The 15285-nt window shown below is 44.2% G+C and carries 13 protein-coding genes; 8 read left to right on the forward strand and 5 right to left on the reverse strand.

Annotated features, from left to right (window positions below):
* Window positions 1–12: 12 nt before the first annotated feature.
* The 6 genes from MW695_RS01515 to MW695_RS01540 all read left to right on the forward strand — a co-directional run bounded on the left by MW695_RS01515 (window position 13) and on the right by MW695_RS01540 (window position 9163).
* Window positions 13–1680, forward strand: coding sequence for a putative bifunctional diguanylate cyclase/phosphodiesterase (locus MW695_RS01515; RefSeq protein WP_247102195.1), 1668 nt, complete (start codon window positions 13–15; stop codon window positions 1678–1680).
* Between the two features lie 291 nt (window positions 1681–1971).
* Complete coding sequence (locus tag MW695_RS01520; protein WP_247102198.1) at window positions 1972–2253, forward strand: hypothetical protein; 282 nt, start codon at window positions 1972–1974, stop codon at window positions 2251–2253.
* A gap of 306 nt (window positions 2254–2559) precedes the next feature.
* A complete protein-coding gene (locus tag MW695_RS01525) occupies window positions 2560–3909 on the forward strand; it encodes an efflux RND transporter periplasmic adaptor subunit (RefSeq protein WP_247102200.1) in 1350 nt (449 codons plus the stop codon).
* Between the two features lie 2 nt (window positions 3910–3911).
* Window positions 3912–7010: an efflux RND transporter permease subunit gene (locus tag MW695_RS01530; RefSeq protein ID WP_247102202.1), complete on the forward strand. Its 3099-nt coding sequence runs from the start codon at window positions 3912–3914 to the stop codon at window positions 7008–7010.
* Entirely contained in the window at window positions 7000–7581 is a 582-nt protein-coding gene (locus MW695_RS01535; protein WP_247102204.1) for a TetR/AcrR family transcriptional regulator, read from the forward strand. The genes MW695_RS01530 and MW695_RS01535 overlap by 11 nt, the downstream gene beginning before the upstream one ends.
* A 319-nt stretch (window positions 7582–7900) precedes the next feature.
* Entirely contained in the window at window positions 7901–9163 is a 1263-nt protein-coding gene (locus MW695_RS01540; RefSeq protein WP_247102215.1) for a methyl-accepting chemotaxis protein, read from the forward strand.
* A gap of 353 nt (window positions 9164–9516) precedes the next feature.
* On the opposite strand, the gene MW695_RS01545 is transcribed toward MW695_RS01540, so the two are convergent.
* Window positions 9517–10029 (reverse strand): sigma-70 family RNA polymerase sigma factor, encoded by a 513-nt coding sequence (locus tag MW695_RS01545; RefSeq protein WP_247102225.1) that lies wholly within the window; start codon window positions 10027–10029, stop codon window positions 9517–9519.
* Between the two features lie 266 nt (window positions 10030–10295).
* Between MW695_RS01545 and MW695_RS01550 the strand changes: the two genes are divergently transcribed.
* The gene (locus tag MW695_RS01550) at window positions 10296–11435 is read left to right on the forward strand and encodes a CapA family protein (protein WP_247102228.1); all 1140 of its coding nucleotides are present in this window, start codon (window positions 10296–10298) and stop codon (window positions 11433–11435) included.
* A 194-nt stretch (window positions 11436–11629) separates the two neighbouring features.
* Here the strand turns inward: MW695_RS01550 and MW695_RS01555 are convergent, their stop codons facing one another.
* The 3 genes from MW695_RS01555 to MW695_RS01565 form a co-directional block, all read right to left on the reverse strand.
* Window positions 11630–12076: a VanZ family protein gene (locus tag MW695_RS01555; RefSeq protein WP_247102230.1), complete on the reverse strand. Its 447-nt coding sequence runs from the start codon at window positions 12074–12076 to the stop codon at window positions 11630–11632.
* Window positions 12060–12530 (reverse strand): NUDIX hydrolase, encoded by a 471-nt coding sequence (locus MW695_RS01560; RefSeq protein WP_247102232.1) that lies wholly within the window; start codon window positions 12528–12530, stop codon window positions 12060–12062. The genes MW695_RS01555 and MW695_RS01560 overlap by 17 nt, the downstream gene beginning before the upstream one ends.
* A 107-nt stretch (window positions 12531–12637) precedes the next feature.
* Entirely contained in the window at window positions 12638–13507 is an 870-nt protein-coding gene (locus MW695_RS01565; protein ID WP_247102234.1) for an NERD domain-containing protein, read from the reverse strand.
* A 450-nt stretch (window positions 13508–13957) separates the two neighbouring features.
* Here MW695_RS01565 and MW695_RS01570 point away from each other — a divergent pair, with 450 nt between their 5' ends.
* Window positions 13958–14389 carry a hypothetical protein gene (locus MW695_RS01570; RefSeq protein WP_247102236.1) on the forward strand — a complete coding sequence of 144 codons (432 nt, stop codon included), beginning with the start codon at window positions 13958–13960 and terminating at the stop codon, window positions 14387–14389.
* A 37-nt stretch (window positions 14390–14426) separates the two neighbouring features.
* Here the strand turns inward: MW695_RS01570 and MW695_RS01575 are convergent, their stop codons facing one another.
* Window positions 14427–15245: an aldose epimerase family protein gene (locus MW695_RS01575; RefSeq protein WP_247102238.1), complete on the reverse strand. Its 819-nt coding sequence runs from the start codon at window positions 15243–15245 to the stop codon at window positions 14427–14429.
* Window positions 15246–15285: the final 40 nt, after the last annotated feature.

Here is a 15285-nt window from a genome sequence, read left to right on the forward strand (position 1 = left end):
AGAGGCCCACTCATGAATCAAGCTTTTACTCGTTTTGTCGAAAATGATAAGAATATAGAAACGCTCGTTCATTGTATGAATGATGGTGTACTGTTAATCGATAATCATATGCGCATTATCGCTGTGAATCCAGCGTTTGAGCAAATGACTCATTTTTCCTGCAATGACGTTTTAAATCAGCCTATTCGTGACGTTTTGATTGATGATGGACAAACAGTAGAACGCCTATTTCAGTCGGTCATGACTGGAGAAGGTTGGTCAGGTGACATTAGATTTTTGCGACACGAAGGAGAATCTTTTTGGTCGGCGTTGTCGATTACGAAGGTCGAGCAGCAGTCAGGAATTTGTTATTATATTGGTATAATGCGCGATATTTCAGAGAAGAAAGCGAAAGAAGAGAAGCTTACCTATTTGTCAAACTATGATCAGTTAACGAAGTTACCTAACCGTCATATGTTGATGGTGCTTGCGGAAAGTGCGATCAGGCAAGAAGAACATGAATCCGGTCGATTAGACATCCTTTTCTTTGACTTAGATCGTTTTGAAAAGATCAACAAAAATTATGGCTATGAAATGGGTGATCAGCTTATCTTGCAAGTAGCGCAACGCTTACGCCATATTGTGGGTGAGAGCATTGTGAGTCGTGTGAGCGGTGATGAATTTATCATATTATTAAAGAACTATACTCATACTAAAACACTAGAGATGATTGAACAGATCTTCCGTGCCTTCGAAAGGCCTTTTGCCATCGGTAATCATACCTTTATCGTGACGATTAGTATGGGGGTCAGCTCGTTTCCTGAGAATGGAGGAGACGTGACGACTTTATTGCAAAATGCCGATAGTGCTCTATTCCATGCAAAAATGGAAGGGCGCAATCATTATGTTTATTATAGAACGACAATGAATGATCGTGTCGGACAGGAGCTTGCTCTTGAACAGGGATTATTTGAAGCGTTGAAAAGCGATGAACTCGAGGTCTTTTACCAGCTTCAGGTTGATGTAGAAACATCAGAGCCATATGGAGTCGAAGCGCTCGTTCGCTGGAATCATCCTACACACGGAGTGATGGCTCCGGGTGTATTTCTACCGATTGCGGAAGAGATGGGGATTCTTGCTCATATTGATGAATGGGTCTTAAATCAAGCTTGTAGTCAAGGGAAGAAATGGCATGACGCAGGCCGCGAGCTTGTTGTGTCTGTGAATGTGTCAAAAGCCTTTTTTAAACAGCCTGACTTTATCAAACGAGTCGAGAAGGCACTAATGCTTTCCGATTTAGAGCCTGATTATTTGTGCTTAGAAATAACGGAAAATACGGCTGCTCTACAAGTTGACGATATTCGTGAGAAGTTAAGGGTTTTAAAGGGAGTGGGTATTCACGTTTCATTAGATGACTTTGGAACTGGCTACTCCTCCTTGAGTCAGCTAAACCTATTCCCGATTGATACGTTGAAAATCGACCAATCCTTTGTACGTGGTGAACCATCGCAAACGAAAAATGCGATTGTCAGGTTGATCATCGGTATGGCCAAAACATTGGGTGTTAGTGTGATATGCGAAGGGGTTGAAACGGAGGAGCAGCTTCAATTATTAAAGGACGAAGGGTGTAAGCACGCCCAAGGCTATTATTTCAGTAAGCCTGTCCCGTCCGCTCAATGTGAGGCATTAATGAGAGTATAGGGAAATGAAAGAGCGACTATGATGAGCCACTGAATAAGGACACACTCCTTTTCAGTGGCTTTGATTTGACTTTTTTGCGCGCTTGATAAGACAAACCCATTCGTATCAAGGGGTTTCACACATTATTTAAAGAACAGCGAGAAGTTAAAAATCAAACGATTTCAGCATCCTTGCGCACCGATTTTCTGATGGTGAGAATTCATATTAATTTGTACAAATATGAATATAGTGGATAATGCAGGTGAATACTACAACACAGCTAGACAATTTCCAACATGGAGGTATCACAATATGATGAAAAAATGGTTAAAATCAATCACAATTGCTGTTTTGACAGTGGGGTTAATTACAGCATGTGCACCAGCTGAAGAAGAACCAGCGCCAGAAGATCCAATTATGGAAGATGGTAATGGTATTGATGATCCAGCTCAAACGCCAGATGAAGAGTCGCCGATGGATGAGCCACTCGAAACAGATCCAGAGGCAGATATGGATGATCCTGAGGAACAAATCGACGTTGATTTAGAAGACGATGAGACTGGTGATGAATTAGCAGAGGACGAGGACAATTAAGGAAGAAGGGGAACTCCGATAAGCGGGGTTCCCTTTTTCATGTGGTGAGAGAAGGGGGTGTCGAATTGTGCCGTATGAGCGCTTACACGATTTAAAGCGCACTGAAACGTAATTTTGTGCATGTCAACCCAAAAAAGGTGCTTTCACTACCGGAACAAGTATGCCCTTCACATTAAACCTTCGTTAGAAATGAGGGGAATCTTCTTGACGTTAATAGGACGAGAAATTACAATCAAAGTAGCGTTAAAACTGACTGGTCAGTCGGGGTGTTTGTGAAAGAAAAAAGAGGAGTGGAGAAGTGTGACGATGAAATCATTACGAGCATGGACAGTAGGCTTTTTTGTACTGTTTCTTGCAGCTTGCGGATCAGATGTAGAGACAGAAGCTGAGCCAGAGGAAACAGCAGTAGCGGTAGAGGAAGTGATACAGGGGGACATTGTCGGCGAGAACCGTTTTATCGGACAAGTTCAAGCTGGTGGCCAACAGGTCGTGATGCCTAAGGTGGCAGGTGAAGTAGTTGAAGTGCTTGTCGAAAAAGGGGATCAAGTTGAAGAGGGCGATGTGCTAGCCCGCTTGGACGATCGCGACTTACGATTACAGCTTGAAGCTGATGAGGCGCAATTAGAGCAGGCGCGTAGTGGGCTTCGCCGAGCAGAAAATGGTAAGACACAGGCAGAGGCCAATGTGAGCCAAGCACAATCACAGCTTCGTCAAGCAGAGCAAGGATTAAAGGATGCTAATAAGGCGAAAAATGATCAAGAGCATGCGTTAGAAGAACAAATTGCTGAAACGGAGCGGATGGTTGATCAGCTGCGAGAATCATTAGAAGAGGGGGGCGCAACCGAAGAGCAGGTGGAGCAAGCGGAGCAGCTTCTGCAAGGGTTGCTTGCCTCACAATCGGGTGGAAATGCGCAAATGAGTGCAGAGCAAAGTATAGCATCGATTGAAGCATCTGTTGATCAGGCCGAAACGGGTGTTGATATGGCGCGCTCATCTGTCACAGAAGCCGATCTAGCTGTAGATGAGGCTAAACGCATGGTCGAGCAAGCCGAGCAAGCTGTGGAACGGTCGCAGGAGCGATTAGATGATGCGATTATTCGTGCAACGGCAGACGGAGAGGTGTTGGCGGTTGAAGCGAGTGAGGGTGATATCGTCTCCCCACAAGCACCGTTTGCTCAGCTGATCTCACTTGATTCGGTTATCGTTACGTTAAATGTCACAGCCGATCAGCTCAGCTACTTCTCACTTGAGCAGGAGTTAGAGGTGGAGATTAGTAGCGTCAGTGATATGCAAACAGGTGAGGTCACGTTCATTGCTCCATCTGTTAATGATTCACGTCTCTTTCCAATTGAAATAGAGCTTACAAATACAGAAGCCGATATCCGCCAAGGAATGGTCGCTTCAGTCTTTGTTGAGGAAGTGTTGGTTGAGGATGAGCAAATTGTTCCAACAGAGGCGATTCTAGAAAGTCAAGGACGGGCATTTGTCTTCGTTGTAGAAAAAGGTACAGCACGCGAAGTAGAAGTAGAGGTCATTCGCTTTGATAGTGAGCAATCGGCGATTAGTGGAGAAATCGAAGTAGGAGATCAAGTCGTGGTAAAAGGTCAGCATCTTATTGACGATGGCGACTTCGTTCGTATCGTCGAGGAGGTGTAAGTATGAGGTTAGTTGAAACGTCAGTCAAACGTCCTGTCGGGGTGATTATGCTCGTCTTAGCGGCACTCGTCCTCGGTGGGATCTCATTGAAAAATTTATCGATTGATTTATTCCCGAATATCGATGTACCTGTTGCGGTCATTGCTACCTCCTATCAAGGTGCAGCTCCACAGGAAATGGAACAGCTCGTAACGAGGCCGGTCGAATCGGCAGTGGGCTCTATTGAAGGGGTACAAGCGATTGAATCGATGTCACAAGCAGGATCATCACTAGTGATTCTACAGTTTGACTGGGGACGAAACATTGATGAATCGATGAACGCCATTAGAGAGCGGGTCGACCAGGTCGTTGGCGTTTTGCCAGAGGATGCTGGACGTCCATCGATCTTACGCTTTGATCCTCAGCAGCTTCCAGTTATGTGGGTCGGGGTGTCTGGTGCTTCACCGGACATATTACAGCAGCTCGCTGAAAGTGATATTCAACCAGCATTTGAGCGAGTGGACGGTGTCGCATCGGTTTCAATTGAAGGTGGATTAACGCGAGAGATTCAAGTGCAAATGGATCAAGCACGGCTCGCTTCCTATGGTTTAAATGGTACACAAATTGTCCAAGCAATATCCACAGAAAATCAATCGGTTTCGGCTGGGACACTAGCGAGGGGAACGCAAGATTTACAGCTACGAATCAATGGTGATTTCACAACTGTTGAAGATATAGGAGATACGCCAGTTATGCTTCCATCTGGCGGAACGATTACAGTGAATGATGTCGCAAATGTGACAGATACATTCCGTACACCTGATCTACGCTCGGAGGTTAATGGCTCCGAAGCGGTCGTATTATCGATTATGAAGCAGTCGGATGGAAATACGGTTGAAGTAGCTGACAACATGTACCGCGCAATTGAGCAAGTACAAGATGAATTAGCGGACAGCGAATTTTCAGTTGATGTGATTATTGATACGTCGGACTTTATTCGCCAATCGATTTCAAGCGTTGTGAACAATATGCTCATCGGTGCGGTACTATCGATTATTGTGTTACTCGTATTTTTACGCAGTATCCGAACGACGCTCGTTATCGGAATTTCGATTCCAATTGCGATCATTTCGACGTTTACGCTCATGTATTTTACTGGAGAAACGTTAAATGTCCTTTCGATGGGTGGACTCGCACTCGGGCTCGGAATGATGGTCGACAGCTCGATTGTCATATTGGAAAATATCTTTAGTAAACGCCAGCAAGGCTATTCGATGAAAGAAGCAGCAAAGGAAGGTGGATCAGAGCTAGCATCAGCTGTGCTCGCATCGACATTAACGAGCGTGGTTGTATTCTTACCCATTGTCTTCGTTGAAGGGTTAGCATCTGAAATTTTCAGACCGCTCGCTTATACAGTCGCCTTTGCCTTGTTCGCCTCGCTCGTCGTCTCGTTAACACTTATTCCCATGCTGTCATCGAAGCTGCTTTCAAAAGTGAAGGTCGATGAGCCTGAGGAGAAGAAAGGCTTTGATCGCTGGTTTGAAAAAGGGACCAATGTGTACGAGCGTGTCTTAAATTGGGCACTCATTAAGCGTAAGACGACGGTCTTGCTAACCGGATTAGCGATTGTGGCAAGCTTGGCGTTAACACCGTTTATCGGGATGTCCTTTATCCCTGAAGCTGACCAAGGACAAGTGCAAATGAATGTTGTGACGCAGACAGGGACAAGGCTTGCGGAGCTTGATGAAATAGCAGAACGCGTCAATGAAACGCTTCAGCCATATGAGGAGATCATTGATACAAGCTATGCGATGATTGGCGGTAGCTCACAAGGTATGGGTGGTGGCTCAAGTGAAATTGAGTTTATTATTCAACTTGTTCAGCCGTCAGATCGAAGCATGACGACCGAGGAATTCGTTCAATCGCTTAGTGATGAAATGGACGACCTACCAGGTGCCGAAACGACAATTGCCACTGTTGACGCTGGACTCGGAGGCGGTTCACCGATTCAAATTGATATTAGTGGACCCGACTTGGACGTTCTCGAAGATTTAGCCCAGCAGGTCATGTGGATGATTGAAGATAATGAAGGTATTACGAATGTAGATAGTACGGTTAATGAAGGAAGCCCAGAGCTACAAATTGTCGTTGATCGTGAGATGGCGGCACAATACGGATTAACGCAGCAGCAAGTCATGAATGAAATCATGCTCGGCTATAATGGCCAAGTGGCGACACGTTATCGTGAAGCGGGGAATGAATTTGATGTGCGTGTCATTTTACCAGAGGAGTCACGACAAACGATTCAAGATGTCGAAACGTTGATGATCCATAATCAGCAAGGTGCGGAAATTCCGCTATCAAATATTGCTGAATTACGTCAGATTCAAGGGCCAACCGAAATAAACCGCAGCAATCAGCAGCGAGAGGTGAGAGTGACGAGTGACATCGTCGGTGTAGACCTTGGAACGGCAACAACGCAAATCGAACGACAATTAGAACGAATGAACCAGCCAGATGGCTACACGATGTCGATTGGTGGACAGTCACAAGAGATGATCGATGCCTTTGAGCAGCTCATCCTAGCATTCTTACTATCGATTTTCCTCGTGTATATGGTGATGGCGATCCAATTTGAATCATTCCTGTTCCCTTTTATCATCATGTTCTCTCTACCAACGATGCTTGTCGGAGTTCTCGGAGGATTATTCATTACGAATGAGCCGTTAAGTGTACCAGCCTTTGTCGGGGTCATTATGCTCGCTGGAATTGTCGTCAATAACGCGATTGTACTTGTGAGCTACATTAATATTTTGCGGGAAAAAGGATTCGACCGTCACGAAGCGATTATTGAATCCGGTAGGTCGCGTTTGCGTCCGATCTTCATGACGACGTTAACGACCGCTCTAGCGATGGTGCCACTTGCACTGGGACTTGGTCAAGGTGCTGAAGCACAAACACCAATGGCTGTTGTCATTATCTTCGGTTTAATGGCATCGACGATTTTCACGCTTATTTTAATTCCGGTCATGTACATTTTCTTTGATAATCTATCAAAACGAATGGGTTCATTCTCCTTCAGACGTAAGCGAAAGCAGGAGGTTGATCCAGTTGAAGAATAAAGAAACAAAGCGGGAGCAAATATTGAAGGCAGCCTTTCATGTCTTCTTAAGAGATGGCTATGAGCGAGCGACGATGCAGGAAGTGGCCGAAGTGGCCGGTGTAGGTAAAGGAACAACCTACGAGTATTTCTCAAGCAAGGAGGCACTCCTCTTTGAAGTCGTGCAGAAAGGGTTTGGTTATTTTCTTGAACAACTGCTTGATGCGATTGAGCAGCCAGGAACCGTCCGAGAAAAAGTCGAGCGCCTGTTTCTATGCAACTTGAACTTCTTTCAGCAGGAAGTGAAATTTCGCGATTTCATGTTAAATGATTTTGGCAAAATGCCTGATGAATTACATAAATGGCTATTGGAAAAGCATGGCATGTTTATCGGGGAGCTTGCGAAGGTTATACGTGAAGGCCAGCAGTCTGGCGAGGTGGGTCCTGTTCATCCAGAGATAGTAGCAAGTACGCTCATTCATAGCTTAAAAATGATTTATTTCTATCCAGAGACAAAAAAGGAAACACGTCAAGAAATTGTCCGAACACAAGTCGAGTACTTGTTTCAAGGGCTAGCAAAACGAGATGAATGACGAGGATCTTCATCCTAGTTAGCAGGAGGTGTCCAAAGGTTAATAGGCCTTTGGACATCTTTTTTTGTGGGATTGATCTTTTCTACGACAAGTACCCGACTAGCACACGTTAAAAAAATTCTACTATGCAACTAGTTACACGTCTTGTATACTAGTGATAAAGTCACATTATGTAAGCTTATACCTAAAGATGTTGAATTTAGAAGAAATTAATCGATATTGGGTATAAGCTTTTAAAATAGATGGACTTTACAACTTGTGGGAATATTTCATTAGATTAGGAGGGCTCGTTATTAAAACTGGAAGTAAAAAACTCAAAATGAATTTGCAATTAAAGGTAACGGTGTTGCTTGTAGTGCTTATTTTTATCATTACGAGCATTAGTACGACGGTAACAGGTTTTGCGCATGCGCATATTGCCAATCCGACAATGGTAACGGTTGTGACGTCCCTTTTCACTGTTCTTGTTGGTGCGGTTGGCTGTGTACTAATTATCCATTTTCTCATTAAAAAGCCTCTTGCCAAATTAACAGAAATCGCACAGGCCTTTAAAAGGAATGACTATGAAAAACGAGTGAGCATTGGAACGGGCGATGAATTCCAACAGCTCGGGATGGTTTTCAATGAGACCGCAGAGCAAATGGAGTTTCTCATAGAGGAGTTAGGCTCATCAAGTGATCAGCTTTCGAAGCAATCCAATGGGATGAGACATGCTCTATTAGAAACACAGCAATCATCCGAACAAATTGCAACGACAACAGAGCATTTCTCACAAACGACGGAAACGATGGTGAAGGATATCCAAGTTGTCGTAGAGGAAACGAATAAGACTGCAAAGGAAATGAAGAGCTTTTCAAGTCGTGTCGATCAAGTCGATGATTCCGCAACTGATGTGCTTTCACTTATTAAGGAAGGACAGAAGGCGGTTAAGTCCTCGATGGAAAAGACGACACTTACACAGACAAAATTTACAGATACTGCAAAGAGTGTGAAACGATTAAGTGATAAGTCGCGTGAAATTAATGAAATCATTGAGCTGATTACGTCGATTTCTGAGCAAACGAACTTACTAGCATTAAATGCTTCGATTGAAGCAGCGCGTGCAGGAGAGCATGGGAAAGGCTTTGCGGTGGTTGCAGATGAGGTTCGTAACTTGGCGACACAGTCTCAGGCATCAATTGGACAAATTCACCTTCATATTACAGCCATCCAGCAAGAAGTAGAGAATATGGTTCGTGATATTCATGAAAATGAAGCCGACATGAATGGCATTGTTGAGAAAATGCAAGGAACGACACAAGTTATGACATCAATTGATGATGCAACCGATGATATTAAAGAGCAAACGGCTGCAATGAAAAAGATGATGGCAGAGCTTGTTTCCCGAGGAGAGCGAGTGAATGAACTTATGCTCGGTACAGTGGAGCTTGTTGATGAAGCACAGTCAGGTACGGAGGAAATCGCCGCAACGACAGAAGAGCAGCTTTCAACGGCGACTCAACTAACAGAAATGGGTCAGACATTAGAGGAAATGTCGGTCTTATTAGACAAAACGGTGAGGAAGTTATCAACAAAACCATAAAAAGTTATCCACAAAAACAGAACGCGTCGTTATCAAGTTTGTTTGATAGAAACGATTGTTTTTGTGGATTTCTCATAGAAATCGGTGGATAATGTGCATAACACTGTGGATAACGATGGCTTTATTCATTATCCATGGCTAACTAGTTCACCAATTGTGCATAAACTGTTCACAAATGAAACTTAAGTTCGGAGGCCACTGAAAAAGTTTGGTTTTAACTTTTTCAGTGGCTTTGAAGTAATGTGCGTAGCCGTTGCCCGATTTTGAAAGCCTTGCAATGAGTGGGTTTCTCATAGCAAGGCGCGCAACGAGCGGAGCCATTACTCTTCCTTGAGTTACTAGAAAGGACTTTTTCAGTGACCTCTAAGTTCGCCCTTTTTCATCGCTTCCTGGAGCTTGGCTTTTGCCTTTTTACGCCAAGTTGCTACAGTATTAGTTGAAACCTTTTGCTCGTGGGCAATTTGTGCGGGCTTTTTGTCATGAATAACCGTGTCGTACAGCCATTGTACTTCTCGATCAGTTAGAAATTTGCGATAGTCATCAAGGTTGTGGTCAAGCCACTCAGCGATCAGGCAGCCTTCATCCTCCATATAATCAAACACGATATCCATTCCGTAAATATGGTGGTCGCTATAGCGACCTTCCTTACGTAGAAAATCAAGCAAGCAACCGCGCACTTTGAACAACGCAATTGTCGAAAAGCTCCCTTTTTCCTGATCGAATTGCTCATACGCCTTCCAAAGTCCAATTAGCCCAACTTGATAGAATTCCTCACGATTACGATAGATGTTCAGCTTTTTGATTTGTCCTCTAATGAGAGGCTCGTACTGCTTGGCAACTTCAGCAAATGTCCTATTTTCAATCATATTACTAATCCTTCTAGAAACGCGCTTCATCTATATTCCCGGTATGTTTACAGTACGGAAAAAAGGGGATTATCGCACCTAAACAAATGATTCCTTTCGAATGAAGCACGTACTCGAAATCGCCCGTTTCGTCTAGGGGAAACTGAATAATTGAGAGAAGGTATTAGTAAGAAAATGGCAAAAACATACTTTTTTTCGCGAAGGTTCGATGAAACATGATACAATAAGACACGATTCAAATCGGATACATAATTGGAGTGAACAAGATGAATAAGATTCAAATGGCAGTTGTGCTCATGCTGCTCGTGCTAGTCGGCTGTCAGCAAGCAACAGAACCACCAGCCGTAGAAGAGCCTGTAACACCACCTGAGGAAACGGAGGTAGAACAAGAGGAAGAGCCAGAACCACCGCCACCGGTTGAGGAGGAAACGACGATTTCGATCGGGGCTGTCGGTGATGTTCTCTTACATGAACGTCTATATGAAACAGCGGAGGTAGAGGATGGCTATGACTTCATGCCAATGCTTGAACCTGTCAAACATTTGATGGAGGCACCTGATTTTATGATGGCTAACCAAGAGTCGCTACCTGGGGGAGAAGAGCTAGGGCTATCAACGTATCCGACGTTCAACAGCCCACAAGAAATTGCTCGTGACTTACAGTTGGCTGGTGTTGATATGGTGTCTGTTGCCAATAATCATACGTTAGATCGTGGGCTTGATTTAGTATACAATTCGATCGATTATTATGAAGAAATTGGTCTTGGCTATGTCGGTGCGTATCGTGACCAGGACGATCGCGATACAGATCGTATTGTCGATGTCGATGGTATTACTCTCGGCATTCTTGCTTATACGTACGGAACGAACGGCATTCCTGTACCTGAAGGCCATGACTATGTTGTTGCTTTAATTGACGATGAGCAAATGGAGGAAGATGTTGCAGCCTTGCGTGATGAGGTCGATATTTTGATTGTTCATATGCATTGGGGAGCTGAATACATTTTGGAACCAAATGAAGATCAGCTTCAACAGGCGAACCTCCTTGCCGAAGCTGGTGTTGACATTATTTTTGGACACCACCCGCACGTTTTGCAGCCGATTGAGGTAATCGAGCAAGAGGATGGCCATGAAACGACGGTGTTCTATTCATTAGGGAACTTCCTATCAGGGCAGAACTTTGATTATACGGACATTGGTGGGATTGCAACCATCGATGTGACAAAGGTAACGCTTGATGACGAGCTCGTTTCCCTGGAGGTCCATTCACCTCACATTGAACCGACGGTCGTGACGAGAGAAGAAGGTTCATTTCGCGTTCGAGAGCTAAGTGAAGTCGGAGCATCGCCGATAAACGGCAGTACGCATGACGAAATGAGCGAGCATGTGATTCAATATATCGAGTAAAAATGAGCCTAGAGCGGAGAATCAACAAGTGTAGTGAAAAAAGTTCGTTTTAACTTTTTCGCCGCACTTGGAAAACTCTTCTCTAGGCTTTTAATAGTCATGAGTTACAAGTGTCGATAAAAAAAGATGCCTATTCCTCTAGAATAAGCATCTTTCCAATGTCATACTATTCATTATCGAATAAATATATCTATTTACATCTCCAACTGCCGACTGCGTAGCATGCGGCGTTCCTTTTCGAGCTTGCTGATGTAGCATAAATGTATAATCATTAGAGCAAGACATGCACCGAGCGAATTAATTAAGACATCGAGTACACTTGCCGTTCGATCTGGCAGAAAGCTTTGGTGGACCTCATCAATCACGCCATAGCCACTCGCTAGAATCCATGCGCCATAATAACGTATTTTTCGTCGACGGATACGATCTAATGCCAGGAAAAAGAAGATAGCCAACAACCCAAATGAGGCTAAATGAACCCCTTTGCGAAAGAAATAATTCATAATTTCAGGATCAATAAAGACGATAAAATCAAAAAACGATTCCGTCGATTCCCCCGTTAGCCCAGGACGACGGGTAGCCATGGCAATGACGAGACACCAGCTAATAGCAATGATCCACCATTTATTTAGCTTCTTCATCACGATCCCCCTGCTCTCTTTTATAACGCTCAATCATTTTTCGTGTTGTTGGAATCATTTGTTCAGGAAGCTCATCAAACGAAAAATAACGCACGTCATGGCTTTCGTGATCAATCAAAATATCGCCACTCACCTCTTTTGTCACAAATGAAACAATCACGTTATATACTTCATCTCCATTAGGATATTGAAAATAAAATTCCTTACCAGAAAAGACATCAAAGAGCTCCATCCCATGAACCGTAAGCCCGGTTTCTTCCTTTAGTTCACGCCTGGCTGCCTCTTCAATCGATTCACCTAATTCCATAAATCCTCCAGGCAAGCCCCACGTATTCGTATCCGTTCGATGCTGTAGCAAAACACGTCCCTCATCATCGATTACAATCATCGAAGCGGCTGTTAAGATTAACGGCTGAGAACCGGCAATCGAACGAATATGTTGTATGTAATCCATGTCCCCACACTCCCTCTTGTCTCTAATTATACATTTTATTACCAAGTTAACCATAAGAAATATTTTACAATACGGAGAACCCTAGCGAATAAGAGGACATTATGTGGCTAGATATGTAGTAAGGTAGGTAATGAATCAAGTGAAATTTCGTACGACTGGCGCCGCTTCTTCCCATCAGATACAGCAATTCTTTTTAGCCATGAGCGAACGAGATGCTTACTAGTTATTTGTAAAAAATGCTGCGCCTCCTCATTCGTCAGTCGACCGTCAATGAGGCAAACATAATCACGAAGAGTATGGAAGTGGGCACTTTGTGAAAACTCACCACAGGAAGCACAAAGCCATTTTCCACGAGTGCGGATGAGAGGAAGGTGATCACATGATGGGCAATGAGTACCGCGTTGTAAAGCAGCTGGAGCAATACCCCAATCGGAAAGGAGAGAGTAAGCAGCAGCCTCGTGCCTTTGTAACAGAAGAGTGGTTAGCTGACGGAGGTTTTTATTAGTATAAGAAGTTTGCTGGTAGATTCGTTCATAACGTTGAATCATTTGTGGGAGGAATGACTTATGAATGACATAGTGAGAGAGTGATTCGTGGCCTTTTTTTGTTTGGATTTGAGAATGAGGGGAGCTAATAACCACGAGTGGAAGGATCGGAGTAGCCGGAAAACGGTTGGAGGAGAGCCATCGTTGTAGCTGTGTGGCCTGCCGTTCATTTTGCAAAATCGGATCGGGAAACGTTTCAACTTCGCCTTCGAAGGTGCGAATGAGCTGGTGGAAGTCAGGATCAAAATAGAGCTGACCGGCGATATTCTTCACCTCCACGACAACGATGAAGCACGAGCACACAATAAGCAGATCAAACTGGGCGAAATAGTCCCCGACTGCAAGCCGGACGTCATGAAAGAGATCATACCTCTTCGGATCTAAGAAGCTCAGCTCATACTCTAGCGACCTCTCGCCCTTATAACCCGCCACCCGTCGCCGCCACTGCTCACGAATCATCGTCTGCCGCTCATGACTAGGCGGAAGTCGTCGTCTTAATGCATCCAGCTGAAAAAGGATCTGTGGCACACGCAAAGGTTTTACAATCATTGAATCACTCCTTTCATATTGGTACTATTCGCCCCCAATGGGGATGCCTCCTGCTTGTGATGTAGGTTTTTTGAGAGTATGTGCTTAGGTTTTTTCATGAGAGAAGAGGAAAATGATTGTGAAAACGCTCTCATTTTGATTCGGAGTGTGCAAATCGACTGCGAGAATGCACAAAAACTGTTTGAAAACGCTCACAAAAGTAGTGTAAGCGCTCACGTGAGCAAATACGACAACTTTCGCAATACTCCTAACGTCCTTGTACCGCTTTGCTGCGTATGACATCGGTGTAGGTTGGCTACACTGATGCTAGAACAGAGAAAGGAGCTGAGATCGATGTGGAAAGCGATCGGAGCGGGAGCTGTGTGTGTCCTCCTGTTATTTATAGGTGCTGGCTACTTAGGTTATCAATCGTACGATGAGAAGAACAGCTCGTACACCGTTCAGCATCATCCAAAAAAGGGCGAGAGCCAGCTGTTGAATAAAGAGATAACGGAGAAGACTTGGCGTGAGAAGGCTGTAACGGCGAGTGCAGTGCCTTCTGAAGAACAGGCAGTTGTCGCAACGGCTCAAGGAGAGACGATCGAATCATTAGTCGCTCGTTTAACAATAACAGAGCTGATGGAGATATATGAAATTGCCGAAGAAGGAATCAATGATAAGTCTATCCAACGCATTCAAGAAAAGCTAGAGGATCGATTCACACAAGAGGAAATAGATGTCCTTATCTCATTTGGTCTTGCTGAAGTGGAGCATATGATTCAATAACAGAAGAAAGGCTCCCTGGAATGGGAAGCCTCTTCTATTAATCCGCAAGTTCAATTCGGCAAAACGTCTTCAACGGATCTCCATTCTTCACATAAACAAGTTCATCCTTACGATGAAACTCACCATTCTTCGCCATCCACGGCTCAACGCAAACAAATCCCTTCCCTTCCTCAGTCCATAGCACGACATATGGGAAATCCTCGCCATAGCTAATACGTACCTTCGTCCCTAGTTCAGGCAATGCAAAGACGACGTGAGGTTTCTCCGCATCAATGAGAGCGATCGCCTCCTTCTTCCCATTTAAATCAACGATCCCATCAAATGGCTTCAAGTCATGATCGTTGTAATCAAGCATAATCGTCGCATCACTTTCGACGACAACTCCTTTCTCCTCTGTACGGAAATACGGATGGAAGCCAGGATACATCGGCATCGGCTTCTCAGACAAATTCGTGTACGTCTGCTCAATGACTAGTCCACCCTCTTTCAAGTGATACGTAAATTCAAGCTCGAAATCAAATGGAAACCCAGCCTTCGTCTCATCTGTGCTCGTTAAGCGAATCGTGAGCTGATCCTCATCCTGTGTTACAACCTCCCATGGTACATTGCGTGCAAAGCCATGGTTGTTCAACGTATATGTCTTTCCTTCCCACTCATATTGCTTATTCTCAAGCTGCCCGCTAATCGGAAAAAGAATCGGTATCCCACCTCGTACGTTAGCATCTAAATCATATAATGTATCCTCATTCAAATAGAGCAAATCATGCCCTTCAAGCTGCAAGCGCGTCACGATCCCACCACGTTCAGGAATCACCTCAGCAGATGCCGTTCCATTTTTCAATGTATAGGTTTTCATCTTCTCATACCTCCAATGAATGAAATGTCTATCTTACTAT

The sequence above is a fragment of the Halalkalibacter sp. APA_J-10(15) genome (genome assembly GCF_023017105.1).
Lineage (GTDB): Bacteria > Bacillota > Bacilli > Bacillales > Bacillaceae_D > Halalkalibacter.

Excerpts from the sequence above, each read along its gene's own strand:
- MW695_RS01515 (WP_247102195.1), top strand. The coding sequence starts at position 13 with ATGAATCAAGCTTTTACTCGTTTTGTCGAAAATGATAAGAATATAGAA.
- MW695_RS01520 (WP_247102198.1), top strand. The coding sequence starts at position 1,972 with ATGATGAAAAAATGGTTAAAATCAATCACAATTGCTGTTTTGACAGTG.
- MW695_RS01525 (WP_247102200.1), top strand. The coding sequence starts at position 2,560 with ATGAAATCATTACGAGCATGGACAGTAGGCTTTTTTGTACTGTTTCTT.
- MW695_RS01530 (WP_247102202.1), top strand. The coding sequence starts at position 3,912 with ATGAGGTTAGTTGAAACGTCAGTCAAACGTCCTGTCGGGGTGATTATG.
- MW695_RS01540 (WP_247102215.1), top strand. The coding sequence starts at position 7,901 with ATGAATTTGCAATTAAAGGTAACGGTGTTGCTTGTAGTGCTTATTTTT.
- MW695_RS01545 (WP_247102225.1), bottom strand. The coding sequence starts at position 10,029 with ATGATTGAAAATAGGACATTTGCTGAAGTTGCCAAGCAGTACGAGCCT.
- MW695_RS01550 (WP_247102228.1), top strand. The coding sequence starts at position 10,296 with ATGAATAAGATTCAAATGGCAGTTGTGCTCATGCTGCTCGTGCTAGTC.
- MW695_RS01555 (WP_247102230.1), bottom strand. The coding sequence starts at position 12,076 with ATGAAGAAGCTAAATAAATGGTGGATCATTGCTATTAGCTGGTGTCTC.
- MW695_RS01560 (WP_247102232.1), bottom strand. The coding sequence starts at position 12,530 with ATGGATTACATACAACATATTCGTTCGATTGCCGGTTCTCAGCCGTTA.
- MW695_RS01570 (WP_247102236.1), top strand. The coding sequence starts at position 13,958 with ATGTGGAAAGCGATCGGAGCGGGAGCTGTGTGTGTCCTCCTGTTATTT.
- MW695_RS01575 (WP_247102238.1), bottom strand. The coding sequence starts at position 15,245 with ATGAAAACCTATACATTGAAAAATGGAACGGCATCTGCTGAGGTGATT.